Source organism: Gorillibacterium massiliense (assembly GCF_000455485.1).
GTDB classification, from domain to species: domain Bacteria; phylum Bacillota; class Bacilli; order Paenibacillales; family NBRC-103111; genus Gorillibacterium; species Gorillibacterium massiliense.
The window spans coordinates 54,414-72,671 of record NZ_CBQR020000114.1 but is presented as its reverse complement, the minus strand read 5'-3'; the positions used below and the strand labels follow the sequence as shown (position 1 = coordinate 72,671).

Sequence of the window (18,258 nt, the reverse complement as noted above, 5' to 3'; positions counted from 1 at the left end):
CGTTGTCCGGCCGGATCCATCATTCCGGATGCCAAATGCTATCGGTTCCTTGCTTCATTCCTATTCGTCCTCTCGGTATCCAGGTTTTATTTGCCACATCATATGCGGTTTGAAAATGGGGTGTGCGGATGCCCGGAAAAAGGATAGGCGCTATCCTAATTTCCAGCCCGTCCGCATAAATTGGAATGGAAAGGAGGCGTTCGTCTTGTTGAACAAATTTGTGATGACGATGGCGGGATTGAGACTTTTGTCGGGAACGATCGAAATTACGGCGGCGCTGATCATGCTTCGTTTAAATCAGGTGGATAAAGCGCTGCTGGTCAACTCAGGTCTTGCCGTCGTCGGCCCTCTCGTTCTGCTGACGACGACGGCTGTCGGACTCATCGGCGTGGCGGACAAGCTGTCTTTCTCTCGATTGCTTCTTATTTTTGCCGGAGTCGGGCTTATCTTCTTCGGTGTTTTGAAGAAATGAGAGAGTCATATTTTTGCTGTACAGGCATATAGATGGGAGAGAAACGGACAACCAGACACACTTGAGTCGTGCAATGCTAGGGAATATGCGAATAGGAGGTGGCGCAACATGCTGGAATCGGTCATGAACCTGTTGCCTTCTGAAATCAGGGCGATAATGAACAAGCTGCCGAAGGAGCTTGCCGGCGAACTGGAGGAGGTGCGCATCCGGGAAGGCAGACCGCTGGAGCTTGTAGCCAGCGGCAAATGCTTGTTTCCCGACAGCGCCGGAGAGACGTCGGGAGGGCCGGCGGCAGCCTATATTCCGGGAAGAGATGACTGCGCCAGACTTTTAGATCAATTGACGAGGCATTCTCTGTACAGCTTTGAGGAAGAATTGCGGCGCGGGTACATCACCGTTGCCGGAGGGCATCGGGTTGGACTCGCCGGCAGAACGGTTTTGGAGGGAGGCCAAGTGAAGCTGATCAAAGACATCACCGGTTTCAATCTGCGGATCGCCCGGCAAATTAAAGGCTGCGGAACCGCGGTGCTGCCTCATCTTGCAGACCGGGACGGCGGCAGCATCCATCACACACTCGTCGTTTCACCGCCGCAGCAGGGGAAGACGACGCTGATCCGCGATTTGGCACGCCTGCTCAGTACCGGTTATGGATTGGGTGGTCAGATGAGAGCAGGACGCAAAGTCGCGTTAGTGGATGAACGCTCTGAAATCGCTGCATGCATGCGAGGGGTACCGGCCTTTGATGTCGGCCCACGTACGGATGTGATGGACGGATGTCCGAAAGCCGAGGGCATGATGATGATGATTCGCTCCATGTCTCCGGATGTGATGGTCGTAGATGAAATTGGGACACCCGAGGATGCCACAGCGGTCAGAGAGGCGATGAATGCGGGAATCCGTGTCATCGCCACGGCGCACGGACGCAGCCTGCAGGAAGTTCGCAGCAGACCGGCGCTGAAGGAATTGCTGGATGAACGGTTTTTCCGCCGGTTTGTGCTCTTGCGAAGAACCGGAAAAGGGTTTGACGCTAGCGTTTACGATGAGCATGGGACTCGCCTCAATCAGGCGAATGGATTTGCGACTCCTAGCGTGGGGGGCACCCGCAGGGAGGGCATATCATGCTGAAGCTCCTGGGGGCAATGATCGTGATACTGGCAGGCGGCCTTCTTGGTTATTACCAATCCATCCACCTGGCCCGCAGGCCGCGGCAGATTCGCCAACTGATCCTCGCTTTGCAGAGGCTGGAAACCGAAGTGCTATACGGGGCATCTCCTTTGCCGGAAGCGTTGCTGTCTGTAAGCCGCCCCCTGCCGGACCCCCTCCGTTCTATGTTCAACGCGGCGGGAGAAGAGATGAGCCGCCATGAATCCGATCGAACTGCTGCTGACAGCTGGAAAAAAGCGATGAATGAGTATTGGCCGCGGACGTCAATGAAAGGCCCGGAACAAGAGACGATGAGGCAGCTAGGATTTTCTCTCGGAATTTCAGACCGGGAGGATCAGATCAAGCATATCCGTCTGGCGACGGGGCAGCTGCTTGCGGAGGAAAAGACCGCAGCCGAGGACGGAAAGAGATACGGTAGCATGTGGAGGAGCCTCGGCGTGCTGGGCGCGACGCTGGTGGTCATCATTATGTATTGAGGGTGCCGTCATGAATATCGATGTGAATGCGATTTTTCAAATCGCCGGTATCGGTATCATCATCGCGATGATCCATACGGTCTTGAAACAGATGGGGAAGGAAGACATGGCCCATTGGGTGACACTGATCGGCTTCGTGGTCGTGCTGTTCATGGTCGTCGGAATGCTCGGCAATCTGTTCAAGGAAATTAAGACGATTTTTCTGTTTCAGTAGGGGGTCGCCGTGGAAATCATCCAAATCGTCGGAGTCGCCCTGATCGCCACTGTGCTGATTCTAATCCTCAAAGAGCAGAAGCCGATCTTCGCCTTTCTGCTTGCGACATTTACCGGAATCCTCATCTTTTTGTTTCTGCTCGGAAAAATCGCCGGCATCATTCACGTTCTGGAGGATTTGGCGGTGAAGTCCGAGGTGCAGCCCATTTTTTTTAAAACCATTCTGAAAATCATCGGGATCGCTTATATCGCCGAGTTCGGTGCTCAGATCGTGCGGGATGCCGGCCAGGAAGCCGTCGCCTCCAAAATTGAGTTGGCGGGTAAAATCCTCATCATGGTGATGGCGATCCCTATTATAACGGTCATAGTGGAAACCGTCGTCAGCCTCATGCCGGCATGAAGCCAACGAGCGGTTCATGGAAGGAGGTTCCCGGGTGGGCCGTCGCGTCAAGCTCATTTTACTATTGACACTCTCCCTGCTTGCTACGCTTCTGTCAGCGGCCGCCGCCAGCGCCCAGCCCGGGAATCTCGCAACAGCCGCCGATACACGGCCGGAATCGGTCCAGACCGATTCGCAACCAGCCACAACAGACCCGGCGGCAGTCGAAATGTCCAATGAAAAGGTCGAGCAATATTGGAACCGGGTGATGAACGAGTACGGGGGCTTTTTGCCGGAGGATCGGGCACCAACCTTGAAGGAAGCTCTCACCTCGGGCAGCGGCTTAAGCGTAGGCGGAGTGCTTAGCGGGCTGATGAAATATCTGTTTCACGAGCTTCTGGTCAATGGCAAGCTATTGGGCTCCATCGTCATCCTGACGGTGTTCAGCATGATCCTTGAAACCCTGCAAAGCGCTTTTGAAAAGCAAACCGTCAGCAAAGTGGCATACTCCATCACCTTTATGGTTTTGCTCGTCCTGGCCGTCAACAGCTTCAACGTCGGCATCGGATATGCCAAAGACGCCATCGGCAACATGGTCGATTTTATGATGGCTGTCGTTCCTCTGCTGTTCACGCTGCTCGCTTCCATGGGGAATGTCGTATCGGTGACGGTCATGCATCCCTTTATCGTTTTCATGATTCATACCATGAGTACCGTGATTTACGCCGTCGTGTTTCCGCTGTTGTTCTTCTCAACGATTCTTCATATCGTCAGCTCGATTTCAACCCGTTTCAAAGTGACTCAGTTGGCGAATCTCCTGCGTTCCATCAGTGTCGGAATCCTCGGGTTGTTCGTCACCCTTTTCCTCGGCGTCATTTCCGTCCAGGGAACGAGTTCCGCGATTGCGGATGGGGTCACGCTGCGAACTGCCAAATATGTGGCCGGCACCTTCATTCCGGTCGTCGGGCGGATGTTTTCCGACGCATCGGACACCGTCATCAGTGCATCGCTGTTGGTGAAAAATGCGGTAGGTTTAACGGGTGTGATCACGCTCATTCTCTTTTGCGCTTTTCCTGCCATCAAAATTCTCAGCATCTCGGTGATCTACACCATCGCAGCGGCGGTCATGCAGCCTCTCGGAGATAGTCCGATTATCAAATGCTTGCAGACGGTCGGCAAAAACATGGTGTATGTCTTCGCTTCCTTAGCCGCCGTCGGTTTGATGTTCTTTCTCGCCGTGACCATCCTGATCGCCGCTGGAAATATATCCGTGATGATGCGGTAAGGTTAATCCGGAACGCCCGGAAAGGAGTGCGCCATGAGCTGGTTGAGCAGCTGGTTGAAGGAGATTATCGTCATTGTGCTGATCGCCGGCTTTGCGGATCTTCTGCTACCTAACAAGACCATGCAGCGGTATGTGAAGCTTGTGGTTGGCATGTTCCTGCTCATCGTCATGCTGACTCCTGTTCTGCGGCTGTTCCGCTCCGATTGGGATTTTGAAACCTTGCTCCGTTCGGCGGAAAACAATGCGAATGGGCAGACAGTGGCGGTCTTTGCCGGGGATCAATTTCGTTCCAGTAGCTCTTCGAATTCCGGGAGTCGAAACGACGAGCTGGGGCAAATTTTCCAGGATGCCCAGCGGCTGAAAAATGCGGATCAGCTTCAGGCGAGACAGTTGGTTGAAAAGCAACTGGAAGACAATATCGGCAAAGCAATCGAAAGCCGTCTCGGCAATCCGGTTGCCGCCGTCAGGGTAACAACAAAACTGGACGAAAAAGACCAATTGACTTTAGCCGGAGTGCAGGTCACGTTAGCGGCTGGTTCTGTGGCAGCGGAAAGCGGCGGTTCAAAAGAGACGAAACCTTCCAATCGACCCATCGAACCTGTTCAGCCGGTGACGGTAAACATCGGATCCATTGGAGCCCATGATCAGGATGAGAATGCAAGCCAAGATGCTTCCGCCGCTAAAGCGGATGCCAATAACGCTGCTAAGACGGCAGTAATCGCCAGCATCAAAACCCTCGTCAGCGCCGATTGGCAGTTGCCGCAGGATTCCGTAGAGGTGATTCCGGCGGATGACCGATCACCCTGAAAGATAAAGCCGAAGTCGGGATGGTTTGAATTTCGTAAGGAGGGAACCGGCTGTGGGGTATTGGAGCAAAAAATTGGAGCAATGGTTAGGCGGGGGAGCGAGCGGAGCAAAACGAGCCCGCACATTTCGCTGGCTTCTGATCATCGGCCTAATCGGGGCAGCTTTGATGCTGATCACCCAATTCACAGTTAAAGAGGTAGACCCCATCGGTACGGGCAGAGCTTCGCCTAGCCCGGAAGTTCAGGCCGATGCCCAGCCGGTATTGGGAGGCAGCGGACACGAGCGAGCGTCCTTTGCGGATTATGAGCATGCCTATGAGTCGCAATTGAAGGAATTGCTGCAAAAGATCGTGGGCGTCGGTGATGTGGATGTCATGGTAACCATCGAATCGACAGAAGAGACCGTTGTGGAAAAGTCGTTTAAAACTACTTCTCAGTCCACTCAGGAAAAAGATCAGGCAGGGGCGACACGGCAGATTACGGATGTGACCAACAGCGGAGAAGTCGTGCTTTACAGTGTATCAAATGCTCAAAGTCCGATTGTCGTCAAGTACATTAAACCGAGAATACGCGGGGTCGTCATTGTGGCAAGAGGATCGGAAAACCCGACGGTAAAACATCTTCTTGTCGAAGCGGTTCAGCGCGGGTTGGACGTTTCACCAAACCGGATCGCGGTTATCCCGCGAAAACAATAAAAATCACTATTGAGGAGGAAATTCCATGAATTCGAAACGTCAAACCATTTGGCTTGTTTCCATGCTGAGCTTGATGGTCGTCTTGTCTGCTTACTATCTTTTTACCGAGGATTCGAGCAAGCTGAACTCTTCCGCCAATCAAACCGTAACAGACGGCATCCAAACGGATTCCCACGAAGTAGGAACCGATGCTTCCACGACGACTACCGGGTCGAAGGGGCAAGTCGATTCGTCAAAAGATTCGACCAAAAATTCGTCCAAAGATTCGTCCAAAGATTCGTCTAAAGGAACTCAGGCCGATAGCAAATCTGCGAGCAGCGTCAAAAATTCAGCTGGGGATCAAGCAACATCCGGCAAAGCGTCAGGCGAGCTGACCGATTCGCAAATTCTCGATCAATTAAACCAACAAAACGCTTCGGGATCCGATTTCTTTTCCACTTCCGTTGATAAGCGCAGCGCAGACGTCGACAACCAGGTTTCTTCTCTTCAAGCGGCAATAGATGATCCGAAAGCTGAGCCAGCTTCCATCGCAAAATCCTATACGGAGATGGATCAAATCACCAATCTCGATGCCAAGCAAAAGAACCTGGAAGCAGCGTTGATGGACGAAGGCTTTGAACAAGCAGTGGTGCTTAAGGAAAACAACAAATTCAAAGTCATTGTCCAAACGGATAAACTGGAAAAAAGCGAAGCCGTCAGTATCATCGACCGGGTAGTCAATGAGCTGAACATCCAGCCAGGACAAGTAAGCGTGCAGTTCCGGGCGCAATAAACCGCGCTGGCGGGAGAGTCCAGGAGCCTCCTGGACTCTTTCCATTTCACTCGTTTGTGATATAATTACAAACGTCTGACTCTCCTAAAACGTTTTCCTGGACGAGTCCGATCCCAGTAACCCCGTTTAACGATTCTGCTTTGAAGCAGATTCTGACGTTTGGGGGGCCGAACCAAAGGAGTGAAGTGGAAGTGTTCAAGTTAAGCGAGGTCAAGGAACTGATCAAACTCATTGATCAATCTTCACTGCAAGAGTTGGAAATTCAAAATGATAATTATCGTTTGGCTATTCGTAAGCCTGTAAAATCGGAAGTTTTGACGGTAGCTGCCGCTCCGGCAGGGCAGGCATACATACCGGCTCCTACTCTATCCGTTCTTTCGGAACAACTAGCGGCGCCGTCAGCATCGGCACCTGTCGCCGTTCCAGCGGCTGAACCGGATACCTCCAATCTGCACCGGATCGTTTCTCCGATGGTGGGAACCTTTTACCAATCCCCTGCTCCCGATTCTCCGGTTTTCGTTAATATTGGCAGCAAGGTGACGGAGAAATCCGTTGTCTGCATCGTCGAAGCGATGAAACTGATGAACGAAATCGAAGCTGAAGTTAAGGGAGAGATCGTAGAGATTCTCGTTGACAATGGGCAGTTGGTTGAGTACGGCCAACCTTTGTTCCTGGTGAAGAAGTAAGCGGATGGAGGCTAAGCAATGAGATTCAATAAAGTCCTGATCGCCAACCGCGGCGAAATTGCGGTACGGATCATCCGCGCTTGCCGTGAAATGGGGATATTCACCGTGGCCGTCTATTCGGAAGCGGACCGAGAATCCCTACATGTACGCCTTGCGGATGAGGCATACTGCATCGGGCCAACTTTATCGAAAGACAGTTACTTGAATTTTACCAATATCATGAGCGTCGCCACGTTGACCGATACCGATGCGATTCACCCTGGTTATGGCTTTCTGGCGGAAAACGCTGATTTCGCGGAGATTTGCCGAAGCTGCGGCATCACTTTCATCGGCCCGTCGCCGGAAGCGATTAGCCGAATGGGCGACAAGTCCATGGCCAAGCAAACGATGCAATCCGCCGATGTTCCGGTCATTCCCGGTTCCGATGGTCTTGTGGAAGATTTGGACGAAGCGGTTCAGTTGGCCAAGGAAATCGGATTTCCGGTCATCATCAAGGCAACTGCAGGCGGCGGAGGCAAAGGCATCCGCATTGCCGAGGATGAAGAGACGCTGGTGCAGCAAATTACGGCAGCCCAGCAGGAAGCTCAGAAAGCCTTTGGCAACGCTGGCGTATACCTTGAAAAATTTTTAACCGGCATGAAGCACGTGGAAATTCAAATCATGGCGGACAATTACGGGAATGTCGTCCACCTGGGCGAGCGGGATTGCTCCGTTCAGCGCCGTCGGCAAAAACTGGTGGAAGAAGCCCCTTGCTCTACGCTCACACCTGGATTGCGCAATGCAATGGGAGCCGCCGCTGTTCGTGCGGCGAAAGCCGTTAACTATTCCGGCGCTGGTACATTGGAGTTTTTGCTTGCTCCCGACGGACAATTTTATTTTATGGAAATGAATACACGGATTCAGGTAGAGCACCCGGTTACCGAATGGGTGACCGGCGTCGATCTGATCAAAGAAATGATCAATGTCGCCCAAGGCGCGCCTTTGTCCTTCAACCAGGATGACATCCAAATCAACGGGCACGCCATCGAGTGCCGGATCAATGCGGAAGATCCTGCCCGCAATTTCCTGCCGTCACCTGGAGAAATCGAATTTTATCTGCCTCCCGGAGGATTGGGGGTACGGGTTGACAGCTCCGCTTATACCGGTTATACCATCTCGCCTCATTACGACTCGATGATCGCAAAACTGATTGTATGGGGCAGCACCCGAGAGGAAGCCATCGCCAGAATGAAACGCTCGCTTTCCGAGTTTGCAATTGAAGGCATCCGCACGACGATTCCTTTTCACTTGAAACTGTTGGATCACAAGCGGTTTTTGAGCGGCGATTTCGATATTAAGTTTTTGGAAGAACACGATGTGAATGACGCGGATTCTTGAAATCCCTGTTTGTCATAAAGAAGTGCAAATGATATAGTAAGATTAACCAAGCTAGCCTTTGGAGGGAATGAAATGAGTTCGATCGTCCCAGATTATGAAAAAACCGAAATGGGCAATATTCAGATTGCTCCCGAAGTCATTGAAGTGATTGCAGGACTCGCTGCAGTAGAAGTTCAAGGCGTTGCCGGTATGAGCGGCGGCTTTGCCAGCGGAGTTGTCGAATTGCTCGGTCGTAAAAATTTAGCCAAGGGCGTCAAAGTTGAAGTTGGCCAAAAGGAAGCGGCAGTGGATGTCTCCATCATCATCGAATATGGATACAAAATTCCTGAAGTCGCAGGGCAAATTCAAAACAATGTGAAGCGCGCCATCGAATCCATGACCGGTCTTGATGTCGTCGAAGTCAACGTGCACATTCATGATGTGCAGTTCAAGAGCGTAGACAAGTCTTCCGAAGAAGAGCCTAGTCAGTCCAGAGTAAAATAAACCGGATTGTACTTCGATAAACACTTTCTTATATGAACGTACCGGAGAAGGGGCCAGCCCTTGCATTCGGGCAAGGATCGGATTGAACGACTTTGTCCGTTTGCATTCGGGAGGGCTCCTTCTTCCCATTCAGGAGGGACAAGCCAAAGTGGCTAAGATCATCGATCGTTTCCTGCTTGTTTTGTTCAGTCTCGCTGCCATCGCAGCGTTGATTTTTTGCTTGATGGCCAGCTTCGGATTTGTACCGTTCGACGATGCAAAGAGCTATCTAACCAACATTTATAACGATAATTACACAGCGGTTACATTCATCGCAGTCTGCATTGTCCTGCTCATCATCGCATTCCGTTTGCTGTTTATCGCCATTCGGCCGTCCAGTAATTCGAATGTGCCTTCCATCGATCAGCGGACAGAATTCGGGGATATCAAGATTTCGGTGGATACCATTGAAAATCTCGCTCTGAAAGCGGCAACCCGCTCCAGAGGCGTGCGGGATTTGAAGGCACGGGTGAAAGTATCCAATGCAGGGCTGGATATCGAACTCCGCACCGTCGTTGACGGGGAAACCTCCATCCCGACATTGATCGAAGAGATCCAAGCAGCTGTGAAAAACCACTTGGAGGATATTACCGGCATTCCGACAGCAAGCGTTTCGGTTTACGTTGCCAATGTCGCGCAAAGTGCCAATACCTTCAAAAGCAGAGTGGAATAGGGGTGGTTTTCATCCATGTGGCGTGAATTTTTTCTCCAGCACATCGGTAAAATCATCGGCTCGGCTTTCGGATTGCTGTTGGGTCTGGTTTATCTGCTGGCCGGATTTTGGGATATGCTGATTTTTGCTTTCATTGTTTTTATCGGGTATCATGTGGGTAGGAAGCTTGATCGGCGCGAGCCGATACCCGGATTTTACGATCTTTGGCAATGGTTGACGGATAGATGGCGAATGTTCAGGTAAAATCCGTGAAGATCAGCCTCCGGGCTGTTTTCTTCATGGATTTTTTTGTGGGAAAATGATAAAGCATCTTGAATGAGTAAAGACTCCACAGTTCGGAATCGGGTTCCGATCGCTGTTGCTCGCGGATGGCTTCATTGAAAAAAACACAGAGGAGGCCATCCGCTCACAAAGGCGAACGCTAGCGCTTCTCCACCCGATTCCAACTGCTCCGCCTTTACAATTCAAGGAAATAATAAATCATACACAAAAGCATGAAGAAAACAGCCTGCGGACAAGCTTCGCGGATTTTAGGATATGAGAGAGGAAGAGAAAAGGCATGAAGCGACGGGTTGCCAGAGAGCTGGCCATACAGAGCTTGTATCAGATCGAGATGAATGAGGTGACGCCCCATGAGGCTATCGTGGCGGCGGTTTCCGAGGCCGAGCATGACAACGAGGCGGAGCTGCAAGTTGGCGGCGAGCATATCGCCGTGGAGTTTATTCAGGAGCTAGTGGAAGGAACCATCGGCAACCTGCCTGTTATCGACGAAGTGTTGAAGGTTTATTTGAAAGGCTGGAAGATAGACCGGCTGTCCCGTATCGACAAAGAGGTGCTGCGGCTGGCCGCTTACGAGATGATCTACCGGGACGATGTTCCGCCGAAGGTTGTCGTCAATGAAGCCATTGAACTGGCGAAGCATTTCGGGACGGAGGAATCCGGGAAGTTCGTCAATGGAGTTTTGGGTAAAATGATACAAGACCTGGACAAGCTCAAGACGCAGAGCGCTGCAGGGAAAGAGCAATAAAAAGATATCAACCGGAGGAGGAGAACGACATGACCGCAACGATAATCAACGGGAAAGAAATCGTCGCTTCCGTTCGCGACGGCATCAAGCAGGAAGTGCACCGCATGGCCAACGAAGGAAGACAGCCGGGACTCGCTGTTATTTTGGTGGGCAACGATCCTGCTTCGGCTGTTTACGTTCGCAACAAGGAGAAAGCTTGCCATGAGGTAGGCATGTATTCCGAACTCCACCGGCTGCCGGAAGAAACGTCAGAACAAGAGCTTTTGACATTGATCAGCCAGTTGAATGTGAATCCTCGGATTAACGGCATTTTGGTGCAACTGCCTTTGCCGGCGCACATCAATGAAGAGACGGTGATCGACACCATCTCCGTTCACAAAGATGTGGACTGCTTTCACCCTATTAACGTCGGCAATCTGATGATCGGCAAAAAAGGTCTGCTGCCCTGTACGCCTGCTGGTGTGATCGAAGTATTGCGCTATTTGAACGTGCCTTTAGCGGGCAAGCATGCCGTCATTATCGGCCGCAGCAATATTGTGGGCAAGCCGATGGCGATGCTCATGCTGAGAGAAAATGCGACAGTTACCGTCTGCCATTCCCGCACGGATAACTTGCCGGAAATCGCGCGTCAGGCGGATATCCTGATCGCAGCCGTAGGCCGTGCCAAAATGGTAACCAAGGAATATATCAAACCGGGCGCCATCGTTATCGACGTTGGGATGAACCGGGATGAAAACGATAAGCTGTGCGGCGATGTAGATTTCAATGATGTGCTGGAAACGGCAAGTTACGTAACCCCTGTACCGGGCTGCGTCGGTCCCATGACGATTACTATGCTTTTGAAAAACACACTGGAGGCGGCTGAGCATGCCGGACCCAATGTACCAGCCCGATAATGGCATCGAACAGGATAACGTTCTCTCGATAAAGGATTTGAACCGGCTGATCAAGCGCAAGCTGGAGGGCGAGCCGCTGTTTCAGGATGTGTGGGTGCGGGGGGAAATCTCCAACTTTACCCATCATGGCAGCGGCCATATGTACTTCACTTTGAAGGATGCGGAGAGCCGCTTGAAGAGCATCATGTTCGCTTCTTACAATCAACGGCTTCCGTTTATTCCAAAGGAAGGCACGAGGGTGCTTGCCCGGGGCAGCGTTTCCGTTTATGAGCGAGACGGCCAGTATCAATTCTATGTGACGCAAATGCAGCCGGACGGCATCGGCAGCCTCTATCTCGCTTTTGAGCAGTTGAAGATGAAGCTGGAGAGGGAGGGGCTGTTTTCTGCTGAACGGAAAAAGCCGATCCCGAGACTACCCAAAACCGTCGGCGTCATCACATCCCCTACGGGCGCGGCCGTACGGGATATTTTAATTACGCTGCAGCGGCGGTACCCTTCCGTCAATATCATCCTGTACCCGGTACTCGTGCAGGGAAAAGGAGCGGCCCCTTCCATCGTCAAGGCGGTGGAAGCGATGAACGAGCGGCAGGAAGCCGACGTGCTTATTGTCGGCCGTGGCGGCGGCTCTCTCGAAGAGCTATGGGCCTTCAACGAGGAGATCGTGGCGAGAAGCATCTTCGCTTCCCGTATTCCGGTGATCTCAGCGGTTGGCCACGAAACGGATTTTACCATCGCCGATTTCGTCGCCGATATACGAGCGGCAACGCCTACCGCAGCGGCTGAACTGGCTGTCCCCCACCATCTGGAGCTGAAGCAGAAGCTTCACTACGAATCGGGACAGCTGCAGCGTGCGCTGATGAAGCGGCTTGCGGATAACCGCAAACGGTTGGATATTTTACTGCGGTCGCAGGCTCTTTCGAATCCGCGGCGGCAGCTGCGGGAGCCCGTCCAGCAGTTGGACCGGTTGCGCGAGTTGCTGGGTTACCGCATGCATGCGCGTTTAACCCAGGAAAAACATCGGATGTCCAAGCTTAAGCAATCAGTGATCGCCCATCATCCCGGTGAGCAAGCGGATTTTGCCCGCAAGCGTCTCGCTTCCATGAACAAGCAGCTTCTGTCCGCGATGCGGGTGAAGCAGCAGGCGAGTAAATCTGGCTTTCAATCCGCCGTACGCCAGTTGGATGCCCTCAGTCCGCTGAAGGTAATGTCGCGGGGGTACAGCCTTGTTTTCGACGAAAAAGAGAAGAAACTCGTCCGTTCCATCAATACCGTGCAACTTGGCGATATCGTGAAAATACAGCTGTCGGACGGCAAACTGACGGCCCATGTCTGGTCTATGGAGGAATCGAACAATGGCCAAGGAAACTGAAGAACTCAGCTTTGAGCAGGCAATGGAAAAGCTGGAGCTGATCGTAGCCCGGCTGGAGAACGGCGATGTGCCCCTTGAGAAAGCGATCGATCTGTTTCAGGAAGGGATGCAGCTGTCCCAGCTATGCGGAAACAAGTTGGAGCAAGTAGAGCGAAAGATAGAGATGCTAGTAGAAGAGAACGGCGCTTTGGTGAAGAAACCTTTTGCTACCGATAATTCGGCAGATTAATCGGGAACGCACGAAATTGTAATACGCACCACAAGACATATATCGGGTCTCATATAATGACTGCGCCAGCGGCGCCCGAAAGGTGAACGGGAATTGACAATGGACGGGTATTTGACGATTGCGGATTATATCAAAGGCGAGGCAAAGGCTATAGAGGAAGAGTTGAAGCGCAGCTTTGACCGTATGGAGATGCCGCCGATTCTAAAAGAATCGATGCTGTATTCCTTGATGGCAGGTGGGAAAAGGCTGCGTCCGATTCTCGTCCTTGCAGCCGCCGCGGCGCTAAACGGGAAAAAGGATGCGGCTCTGCCCGCCGCTTGCGCCGTTGAAATGGTGCATACCTATTCCCTGATTCACGATGACCTGCCGGCGCTGGATAATGATGATTACCGCAGGGGCAAGCTGACCAACCATAAAGTATTCGGGGAAGCAATGGCCATTATGGCTGGCGACGGCTTACTGACACATGCTTTCGCTTTAATCCCCAAAATGTTCAGCCGTTTTGGTGTTCCGGCGGAGCAATGTCTTGCCATCGTTGCAGATCTGGCGCTTCTCGCTGGTCCCTCCGGTATGGTGGGCGGTCAAGTGGCGGATCTGCAGGGTGAGCAGGGGCAAACCACCGGGGAAGAGCTGGATTATATCCATACCCACAAAACGGGGGATATGATCGTCTTTTCTTTGAAAGCAGGAGCCCGTTCAGCCGGAGCGGGAGATGAGCATCTGCTGGCGCTGGAAAAGTTCGGGTATGCTATTGGCCTCGCTTTTCAAATCCAGGACGATATCCTTGACTTGACCGGAGATGAGGACAAGCTGGGTAAGCCCCTTGGCAGCGATGAGAAGATGATGAAGGTTACCTATCCCTATTTGTACGGCATAGAAGCCTCTCAGAAGAAAGTGGAGGAACTGACGCAGACGGCGAAACAGGCGATACTCGCCGCTGGCTTCCCATTTCCCGATAAACTGCTCGCCCTTGCGGATTATTTGATGAAGAGAGACCATTGACCCTATTTTTCCCATATATTAGGTGAACCGCTTGCCATCCGTTGAGCGGGTATGGGGTCTATGTTATAATGTTTATCATAAAAGCGGAGTGGCGCAGTATTCTAGTCAGTCTACCGATTTTGAAGGCGGGCCTAAAAATTCGTCAAAGGGCACATCGATGAAGTTCCTGGTGTTGGCTTTCAACGCCCAGTTGGGGGTTGATGCTGGGAGTTAAGGTTGCAGGGCGATCCACAATGGCATGTGGGCGTTGACCCTGCTTCCGCGGAGGCCCAAGTGCGTGGTCAATATCGAAAGGCGCGAGATATTATGGCAAACCTTTCGTGCGGCTACGGCTTGGGGTATGAACCTGCAATTTGCGAGTATCACTTGCTCCGGCGGTATCGCAACCGCTGGCCCGCTAAAATGACTTGCGTGCAGCGTAGCCTGCCTTGAGCGAATGTTGAGGGGATTACGGATAGAGGAGCCCGTTTCTTTGGCCAAAGGAGCTTGCACCGGTTGCCGTATGAAATCAAGTTTGCAAAAGAGGCTAAAAATCGGTTAAGGGCTGTCGAGGAAAACTCCTAGACTGTTCACGGTATGTGTGGCTTTTTGAGGATTATAGTGTGGTCTGAGTGGCAATCCAGTCTGATGACCGGCAACGGCAACAAAGCGGGTATAATGGGAAACCGCCTCGGCGGCGACGCGGGGGAGATCCGTTTGGGAAAACCTACTGGACCTAAGCCACAGCGTTTACTCAGAAAGCTGCCACTCCTGACTTTTTGCCGGAATCATCGCGTATTCACTAGCCATGTTTATTCCTTGATTGGGGAGCGGGAATGAAATATTCGGTTAAAGACTCCATTCGGTGGAGTATTTTTATATCCATCGTCACCTTTATCCTGGCCTGCATCATTACGATTACCTCTACCGCCGTGTTGGAAGGGGTAAGTTGGGCCATTGGTATGGTGATTGTGCTGATGATCGTCATGGTTGGCATTATTTTCGATATCATGGGGCTTGCGGCTGCCGCCGCTACCGAAGCGCCGTTTCACGGCATGGCTTCCAAGAAGCTTCCGGGTGCGAAGCATGCGATCTACATCGTGCGCAATGCGGACCGTTTTTCTAACTTTTGCAATGACGTAGTTGGCGACGTGGCCAGCGTCATCAGCGGTGCAGCCAGTGCAGCGGTCGTTATCAAACTGCTAGGCGGAAACGGCGGAATGGCGGAAACCTTTATCAGCATTGTATTTACAGCATGCGTTTCAGCTATGACCGTAGGCGGTAAGGCCCTTGGAAAATCATACGCCATTCATAATTCGACGAAGGTTGTTTTGTTGATCGGCAAGCTGTTCTATTTTTTGGAAAAAAGGTTGGGAATTCGTATTTTTACTCCGAAACGCAAAACTAAATCGCAGAATGGGAAGCGGGGAAACAAACGTGCTCGAACGAATCAATCGGCCTGAAGATTTGAAAGCCTTATCCATCCCTGAGTTGGAGCAGGCGGCCGAGGACATCAGACGTTTTCTCATCGAGAAGCTGTCGGTTACAGGCGGTCATCTATCCTCCAACTTAGGCGTGGTGGAGCTTACCCTGGCGTTACACTATCATTTTACAAGCCCCCGGGATCGGATTATTTTCGATGTCGGGCATCAGTCGTATGTCCATAAAATCTTGACGGGCCGGAAGGATCGGTTTGATACCTTGCGCAAGTCAAACGGGCTCTGCGGTTTTATCAAACGCAGCGAGAGCGAGCATGACGTTTGGGAAGCGGGTCACAGCAGCACATCGCTAAGCGCCGCTATGGGCATGGCCACCGCCAGGGATCTCACAGGGGGCCAAAACAAGGTCGTCGCCGTGATCGGTGACGGAGCTCTTACGGGCGGCATGGCTTTTGAAGCGCTGAACCATATCGGTCATGAGCAAACAAAGCTTACTATCGTGCTCAATGACAATGAAATGTCCATTGCTCCCAACGTAGGGGCGATGCACAATTACTTAACGAAAATCCGGGCAGACCGTCATTATAAAAAAGCAAAAGAAGAAATCGAAGCGCTGCTCAAAAAGATCCCGGCAATCGGCGAGTCCCTGGCCAAAACGGTGGAACGGGTGAAGGACAGCATGAAGTATTTGCTTGTTCCCGGCGTGTTGTTCGAAGAGCTGGGCTTCACCTATTTTGGGCCTGTTGACGGCCATAACCTGACGCAGTTGTTGGAAACCTTCAAGCAGGCAGATAAAGTAAAAGGCCCTGTGATGATTCACGTCGTCACCTTGAAGGGCAAAGGGTATACCCACGCCGAGGCGGACTCCCATGCTTGGCATGGAGCAAGCGCCTATAAAATCGAGTCCGGGCAGATGATCAAAGCCGTCGGTCCAGCCATGTATACCGAGGTTTTCGGCAGCACGCTCATCGATTTGGCGGAGCAGGACGAGCGGATCGTCGCCGTCACGCCGGCAATGCCTGGCGGATCGGGGCTTATGAAGTTCGCCGAGCGCTTTCCGAAACGAATGATCGATGTCGGAATTGCTGAACAGCATGCGGCGACACTTTGCGCTGCCTTAGCCCAGGAAGGCTTAAAACCGGTTTTCGCCGTTTATTCCACCTTCTTGCAACGGGCTTATGATCAGGTTGTGCACGATATTTGCCGTCCGAACCTCAATGTCGCCTTTGCCATTGACCGTGCTGGGTTTGTCGGTCCTGACGGGGAAACCCATCAAGGAGTTTACGATATTGCCTTTCTGCGGAGCTTGCCCAATATGGTGATCATGATGCCCAAAGATGAGAATGAGCTGCGGCGCATGATGAAGACGGCGCTGGACTATGACGGCGGGCCTATCGCTTACCGTTATCCTCGGGTTAACGGGTACGGGCTAAAGCCCCTTCATGAACTGGAGCCGCTTCCCATCGGAACCTGGGAAACGGTCCGTGAAGGCGAGACGGTTGCTATTCTGGCCGTCGGGCCGATGGTGAAGGTAGCGGAAGAAGCCGCCGATTTACTGCGTTCTCAAGGAATTCAGCCGAAGATCGTCAATGCCCGCTTCATCAAGCCGATGGACGAAGAGATGCTGCTGCAATTGGCGAAGGGGCGTTACCATATTCTTACGGTGGAAGAAGGAGTCCGGAAAGGCGGGTTCGGCAGTGCGGTGCTTGAGTTCTATGCGGACCGGGGCATATACGGTTTACACATCAAGAACATCGGTGTGCCGGACTATTTCGTCGAGCATGGCAGCATTCCGGAGCAGCGGCGGGAAGTGGGCCTCACTGCTGAAGGGCTAGCAGCGCAAATCCAATCCTTGTTGCCGCGTTCGGCCAGAGCACATGCCGCAAGGTCCATTTAACCGGCTAGCCGCCGGTAACCGAAAAAGGAGAGCTTATGTCCGCTATTGAGCGAGAGCGCATAGACGTCCTGCTTGTGGAGCAGGGATATTACGAAAGCAGGGAAAAAGCGAAGGCCGCCGTGATGGCTGGCCTGGTTATAGCCGATGGAGAACGGGTGGAGAAAGCCGGCACGAAGCTCCCCCGAACAGCAGCCATTACGGTAAAAGGCGCAGTACATCCCTATGTGAGCCGGGGAGGACTGAAACTGGAGAAGGCGCTTAAGCATTTTTCGCTGAATCTTGAAGGCGCGGTCATGCTCGATATCGGGGCTTCTACCGGCGGTTTCACGGATTGCGCTCTTCAGCATGGGGCTGCCCATGTATATGCCGTTGATGTTGGCTACAATCAACTGGACTGGTCACTTCGGTCGGACAAGCGGGTGACGGTGATGGAACGCACCAACTTCCGCTACTTGAAGTTGGCGGACTTGCCAGGTCCTCAGCCTGATTTTGCCAGTATCGACGTATCTTTCATCTCCCTGAAGCTGATGCTTCCTCCCTTGGCGGGCATCCTAAAGCCGGAAGGCAAAGTTGCGGCGCTGATCAAGCCACAGTTCGAAGCAGGGCGGGACAAGGTAGGCAAGTCGGGTATTATACGCGATTCCGCCGTTCATCGGGACGTGCTGGAGACCATTGTGATGTTCGCCTATGCTGCCGGATACGCTTTAGAGGGATTGACTTACTCCCCCATTACGGGCGGAGAAGGAAATATCGAATTTTTGGCGTTGTGGAAACTGGTGGGGGAACCTGTCGATTTCGATGAGCAAGAGGTACGGAAGCTTGCGGCTGAGGTTGTTGCTGCAGCTGCCCAGACCTTTGCCTGAGCCTGTCCTTTACGGATAGGTTTTTTGCGTTTAAAGA

22 protein-coding genes are annotated in these 18,258 nt (G+C 52.4%); all 22 read left to right on the top strand.

Annotated elements, in window-relative coordinates; genetic code table 11:
* The first annotated feature begins 205 nt into the window (after positions 1 to 205).
* The 22 genes from TJ79_RS16085 to TJ79_RS15980 all read left to right on the top strand — a co-directional run bounded on the left by TJ79_RS16085 (position 206) and on the right by TJ79_RS15980 (position 18,221).
* On the top strand, positions 206 to 472 hold the full coding sequence (locus TJ79_RS16085; protein ID WP_238323034.1) for a YqhV family protein: 267 nt from the start codon (positions 206 to 208) through the stop codon (positions 470 to 472).
* Positions 473 to 580: 108 nt separating this feature from the next.
* Positions 581 to 1,597: a stage III sporulation protein AA gene (gene spoIIIAA, locus TJ79_RS16080; protein WP_052339647.1), complete on the top strand. Its 1,017-nt coding sequence runs from the start codon at positions 581 to 583 to the stop codon at positions 1,595 to 1,597.
* On the top strand, positions 1,591 to 2,112 hold the full coding sequence (gene spoIIIAB / locus TJ79_RS16075; protein ID WP_040951351.1) for a stage III sporulation protein SpoIIIAB: 522 nt from the start codon (positions 1,591 to 1,593) through the stop codon (positions 2,110 to 2,112). The genes spoIIIAA and spoIIIAB overlap by 7 nt, the downstream gene beginning before the upstream one ends.
* Positions 2,113 to 2,122: 10 nt before the next feature.
* Complete coding sequence (gene spoIIIAC / locus TJ79_RS16070) at positions 2,123 to 2,326, top strand: stage III sporulation protein AC (protein WP_040951350.1); 204 nt, start codon at positions 2,123 to 2,125, stop codon at positions 2,324 to 2,326.
* A 9-nt stretch (positions 2,327 to 2,335) separates the two neighbouring features.
* A complete protein-coding gene (gene spoIIIAD, locus TJ79_RS16065) occupies positions 2,336 to 2,725 on the top strand; it encodes a stage III sporulation protein AD (RefSeq protein ID WP_040951349.1) in 390 nt (129 codons plus the stop codon).
* 16 nt (positions 2,726 to 2,741) lie between these two features.
* Positions 2,742 to 3,989, top strand: coding sequence for a stage III sporulation protein AE (gene spoIIIAE / locus TJ79_RS16060; protein ID WP_040951348.1), 1,248 nt, complete (start codon positions 2,742 to 2,744; stop codon positions 3,987 to 3,989).
* A 33-nt stretch (positions 3,990 to 4,022) separates the two neighbouring features.
* Positions 4,023 to 4,796, top strand: coding sequence for a stage III sporulation protein AF (spoIIIAF, locus tag TJ79_RS16055; protein WP_040951347.1), 774 nt, complete (start codon positions 4,023 to 4,025; stop codon positions 4,794 to 4,796).
* Positions 4,797 to 4,848: 52 nt separating this feature from the next.
* Positions 4,849 to 5,490, top strand: a complete 642-nt coding sequence (spoIIIAG, locus tag TJ79_RS16050; protein WP_040951346.1) for a stage III sporulation protein AG — start codon at positions 4,849 to 4,851, stop codon at positions 5,488 to 5,490.
* A gap of 25 nt (positions 5,491 to 5,515) precedes the next feature.
* On the top strand, positions 5,516 to 6,262 hold the full coding sequence (locus TJ79_RS16045; RefSeq protein WP_040951345.1) for a SpoIIIAH-like family protein: 747 nt from the start codon (positions 5,516 to 5,518) through the stop codon (positions 6,260 to 6,262).
* Between the two features lie 191 nt (positions 6,263 to 6,453).
* Positions 6,454 to 6,948: an acetyl-CoA carboxylase biotin carboxyl carrier protein gene (gene accB / locus TJ79_RS16040; protein WP_040951344.1), complete on the top strand. Its 495-nt coding sequence runs from the start codon at positions 6,454 to 6,456 to the stop codon at positions 6,946 to 6,948.
* Positions 6,949 to 6,966: 18 nt separating this feature from the next.
* Positions 6,967 to 8,325, top strand: coding sequence for an acetyl-CoA carboxylase biotin carboxylase subunit (gene accC, locus TJ79_RS16035; protein ID WP_040951343.1), 1,359 nt, complete (start codon positions 6,967 to 6,969; stop codon positions 8,323 to 8,325).
* Between the two features lie 72 nt (positions 8,326 to 8,397).
* Positions 8,398 to 8,808: an Asp23/Gls24 family envelope stress response protein gene (locus TJ79_RS16030; RefSeq protein ID WP_040951342.1), complete on the top strand. Its 411-nt coding sequence runs from the start codon at positions 8,398 to 8,400 to the stop codon at positions 8,806 to 8,808.
* A 148-nt stretch (positions 8,809 to 8,956) separates the two neighbouring features.
* Complete coding sequence (gene amaP / locus TJ79_RS16025) at positions 8,957 to 9,520, top strand: alkaline shock response membrane anchor protein AmaP (protein WP_040951341.1); 564 nt, start codon at positions 8,957 to 8,959, stop codon at positions 9,518 to 9,520.
* A gap of 15 nt (positions 9,521 to 9,535) precedes the next feature.
* Positions 9,536 to 9,763 carry a DUF2273 domain-containing protein gene (locus TJ79_RS16020; protein WP_040951340.1) on the top strand — a complete coding sequence of 76 codons (228 nt, stop codon included), beginning with the start codon at positions 9,536 to 9,538 and terminating at the stop codon, positions 9,761 to 9,763.
* Between the two features lie 316 nt (positions 9,764 to 10,079).
* Positions 10,080 to 10,547: a transcription antitermination factor NusB gene (gene nusB, locus TJ79_RS16015; protein ID WP_040951339.1), complete on the top strand. Its 468-nt coding sequence runs from the start codon at positions 10,080 to 10,082 to the stop codon at positions 10,545 to 10,547.
* A 29-nt stretch (positions 10,548 to 10,576) separates the two neighbouring features.
* Positions 10,577 to 11,443, top strand: coding sequence for a bifunctional methylenetetrahydrofolate dehydrogenase/methenyltetrahydrofolate cyclohydrolase FolD (gene folD / locus TJ79_RS16010; protein WP_040951338.1), 867 nt, complete (start codon positions 10,577 to 10,579; stop codon positions 11,441 to 11,443).
* Positions 11,415 to 12,812 (top strand): exodeoxyribonuclease VII large subunit, encoded by a 1,398-nt coding sequence (gene xseA, locus TJ79_RS16005; protein WP_238323032.1) that lies wholly within the window; start codon positions 11,415 to 11,417, stop codon positions 12,810 to 12,812. Before folD ends, xseA begins: the two co-directional genes overlap by 29 nt.
* Positions 12,796 to 13,041 carry an exodeoxyribonuclease VII small subunit gene (gene xseB, locus TJ79_RS16000; protein ID WP_040951337.1) on the top strand — a complete coding sequence of 82 codons (246 nt, stop codon included), beginning with the start codon at positions 12,796 to 12,798 and terminating at the stop codon, positions 13,039 to 13,041. The genes xseA and xseB overlap by 17 nt, the downstream gene beginning before the upstream one ends.
* A gap of 99 nt (positions 13,042 to 13,140) precedes the next feature.
* Positions 13,141 to 14,043: a polyprenyl synthetase family protein gene (locus TJ79_RS15995; protein WP_040951336.1), complete on the top strand. Its 903-nt coding sequence runs from the start codon at positions 13,141 to 13,143 to the stop codon at positions 14,041 to 14,043.
* Between the two features lie 815 nt (positions 14,044 to 14,858).
* A complete protein-coding gene (locus TJ79_RS15990; RefSeq protein WP_040951335.1) occupies positions 14,859 to 15,485 on the top strand; it encodes a hypothetical protein in 627 nt (208 codons plus the stop codon).
* Entirely contained in the window at positions 15,439 to 17,358 is a 1,920-nt protein-coding gene (dxs, locus tag TJ79_RS15985) for a 1-deoxy-D-xylulose-5-phosphate synthase (protein ID WP_040951334.1), read from the top strand. Before TJ79_RS15990 ends, dxs begins: the two co-directional genes overlap by 47 nt.
* Positions 17,359 to 17,393: 35 nt before the next feature.
* A complete protein-coding gene (locus tag TJ79_RS15980; protein ID WP_040951333.1) occupies positions 17,394 to 18,221 on the top strand; it encodes a TlyA family RNA methyltransferase in 828 nt (275 codons plus the stop codon).
* Positions 18,222 to 18,258: the final 37 nt, after the last annotated feature.

Bases quoted from the DNA above. Each gene is read 5' to 3' on its own strand.
- spoIIIAA (WP_052339647.1), top strand. From the start codon at position 581: ATGCTGGAATCGGTCATGAACCTGTTGCCTTCTGAAATCAGGGCGATA.
- spoIIIAB (WP_040951351.1), top strand. From the start codon at position 1,591: ATGCTGAAGCTCCTGGGGGCAATGATCGTGATACTGGCAGGCGGCCTT.
- spoIIIAC (WP_040951350.1), top strand. From the start codon at position 2,123: ATGAATATCGATGTGAATGCGATTTTTCAAATCGCCGGTATCGGTATC.
- spoIIIAE (WP_040951348.1), top strand. From the start codon at position 2,742: ATGGAAGGAGGTTCCCGGGTGGGCCGTCGCGTCAAGCTCATTTTACTA.
- spoIIIAF (WP_040951347.1), top strand. From the start codon at position 4,023: ATGAGCTGGTTGAGCAGCTGGTTGAAGGAGATTATCGTCATTGTGCTG.
- TJ79_RS16045 (WP_040951345.1), top strand. From the start codon at position 5,516: ATGAATTCGAAACGTCAAACCATTTGGCTTGTTTCCATGCTGAGCTTG.
- accC (WP_040951343.1), top strand. From the start codon at position 6,967: ATGAGATTCAATAAAGTCCTGATCGCCAACCGCGGCGAAATTGCGGTA.
- TJ79_RS16030 (WP_040951342.1), top strand. From the start codon at position 8,398: ATGAGTTCGATCGTCCCAGATTATGAAAAAACCGAAATGGGCAATATT.
- TJ79_RS16020 (WP_040951340.1), top strand. From the start codon at position 9,536: ATGTGGCGTGAATTTTTTCTCCAGCACATCGGTAAAATCATCGGCTCG.
- nusB (WP_040951339.1), top strand. From the start codon at position 10,080: ATGAAGCGACGGGTTGCCAGAGAGCTGGCCATACAGAGCTTGTATCAG.
- folD (WP_040951338.1), top strand. From the start codon at position 10,577: ATGACCGCAACGATAATCAACGGGAAAGAAATCGTCGCTTCCGTTCGC.
- xseA (WP_238323032.1), top strand. From the start codon at position 11,415: ATGCCGGACCCAATGTACCAGCCCGATAATGGCATCGAACAGGATAAC.
- xseB (WP_040951337.1), top strand. From the start codon at position 12,796: ATGGCCAAGGAAACTGAAGAACTCAGCTTTGAGCAGGCAATGGAAAAG.
- TJ79_RS15995 (WP_040951336.1), top strand. From the start codon at position 13,141: ATGGACGGGTATTTGACGATTGCGGATTATATCAAAGGCGAGGCAAAG.
- TJ79_RS15990 (WP_040951335.1), top strand. From the start codon at position 14,859: ATGAAATATTCGGTTAAAGACTCCATTCGGTGGAGTATTTTTATATCC.
- dxs (WP_040951334.1), top strand. From the start codon at position 15,439: ATGGGAAGCGGGGAAACAAACGTGCTCGAACGAATCAATCGGCCTGAA.
- TJ79_RS15980 (WP_040951333.1), top strand. From the start codon at position 17,394: ATGTCCGCTATTGAGCGAGAGCGCATAGACGTCCTGCTTGTGGAGCAG.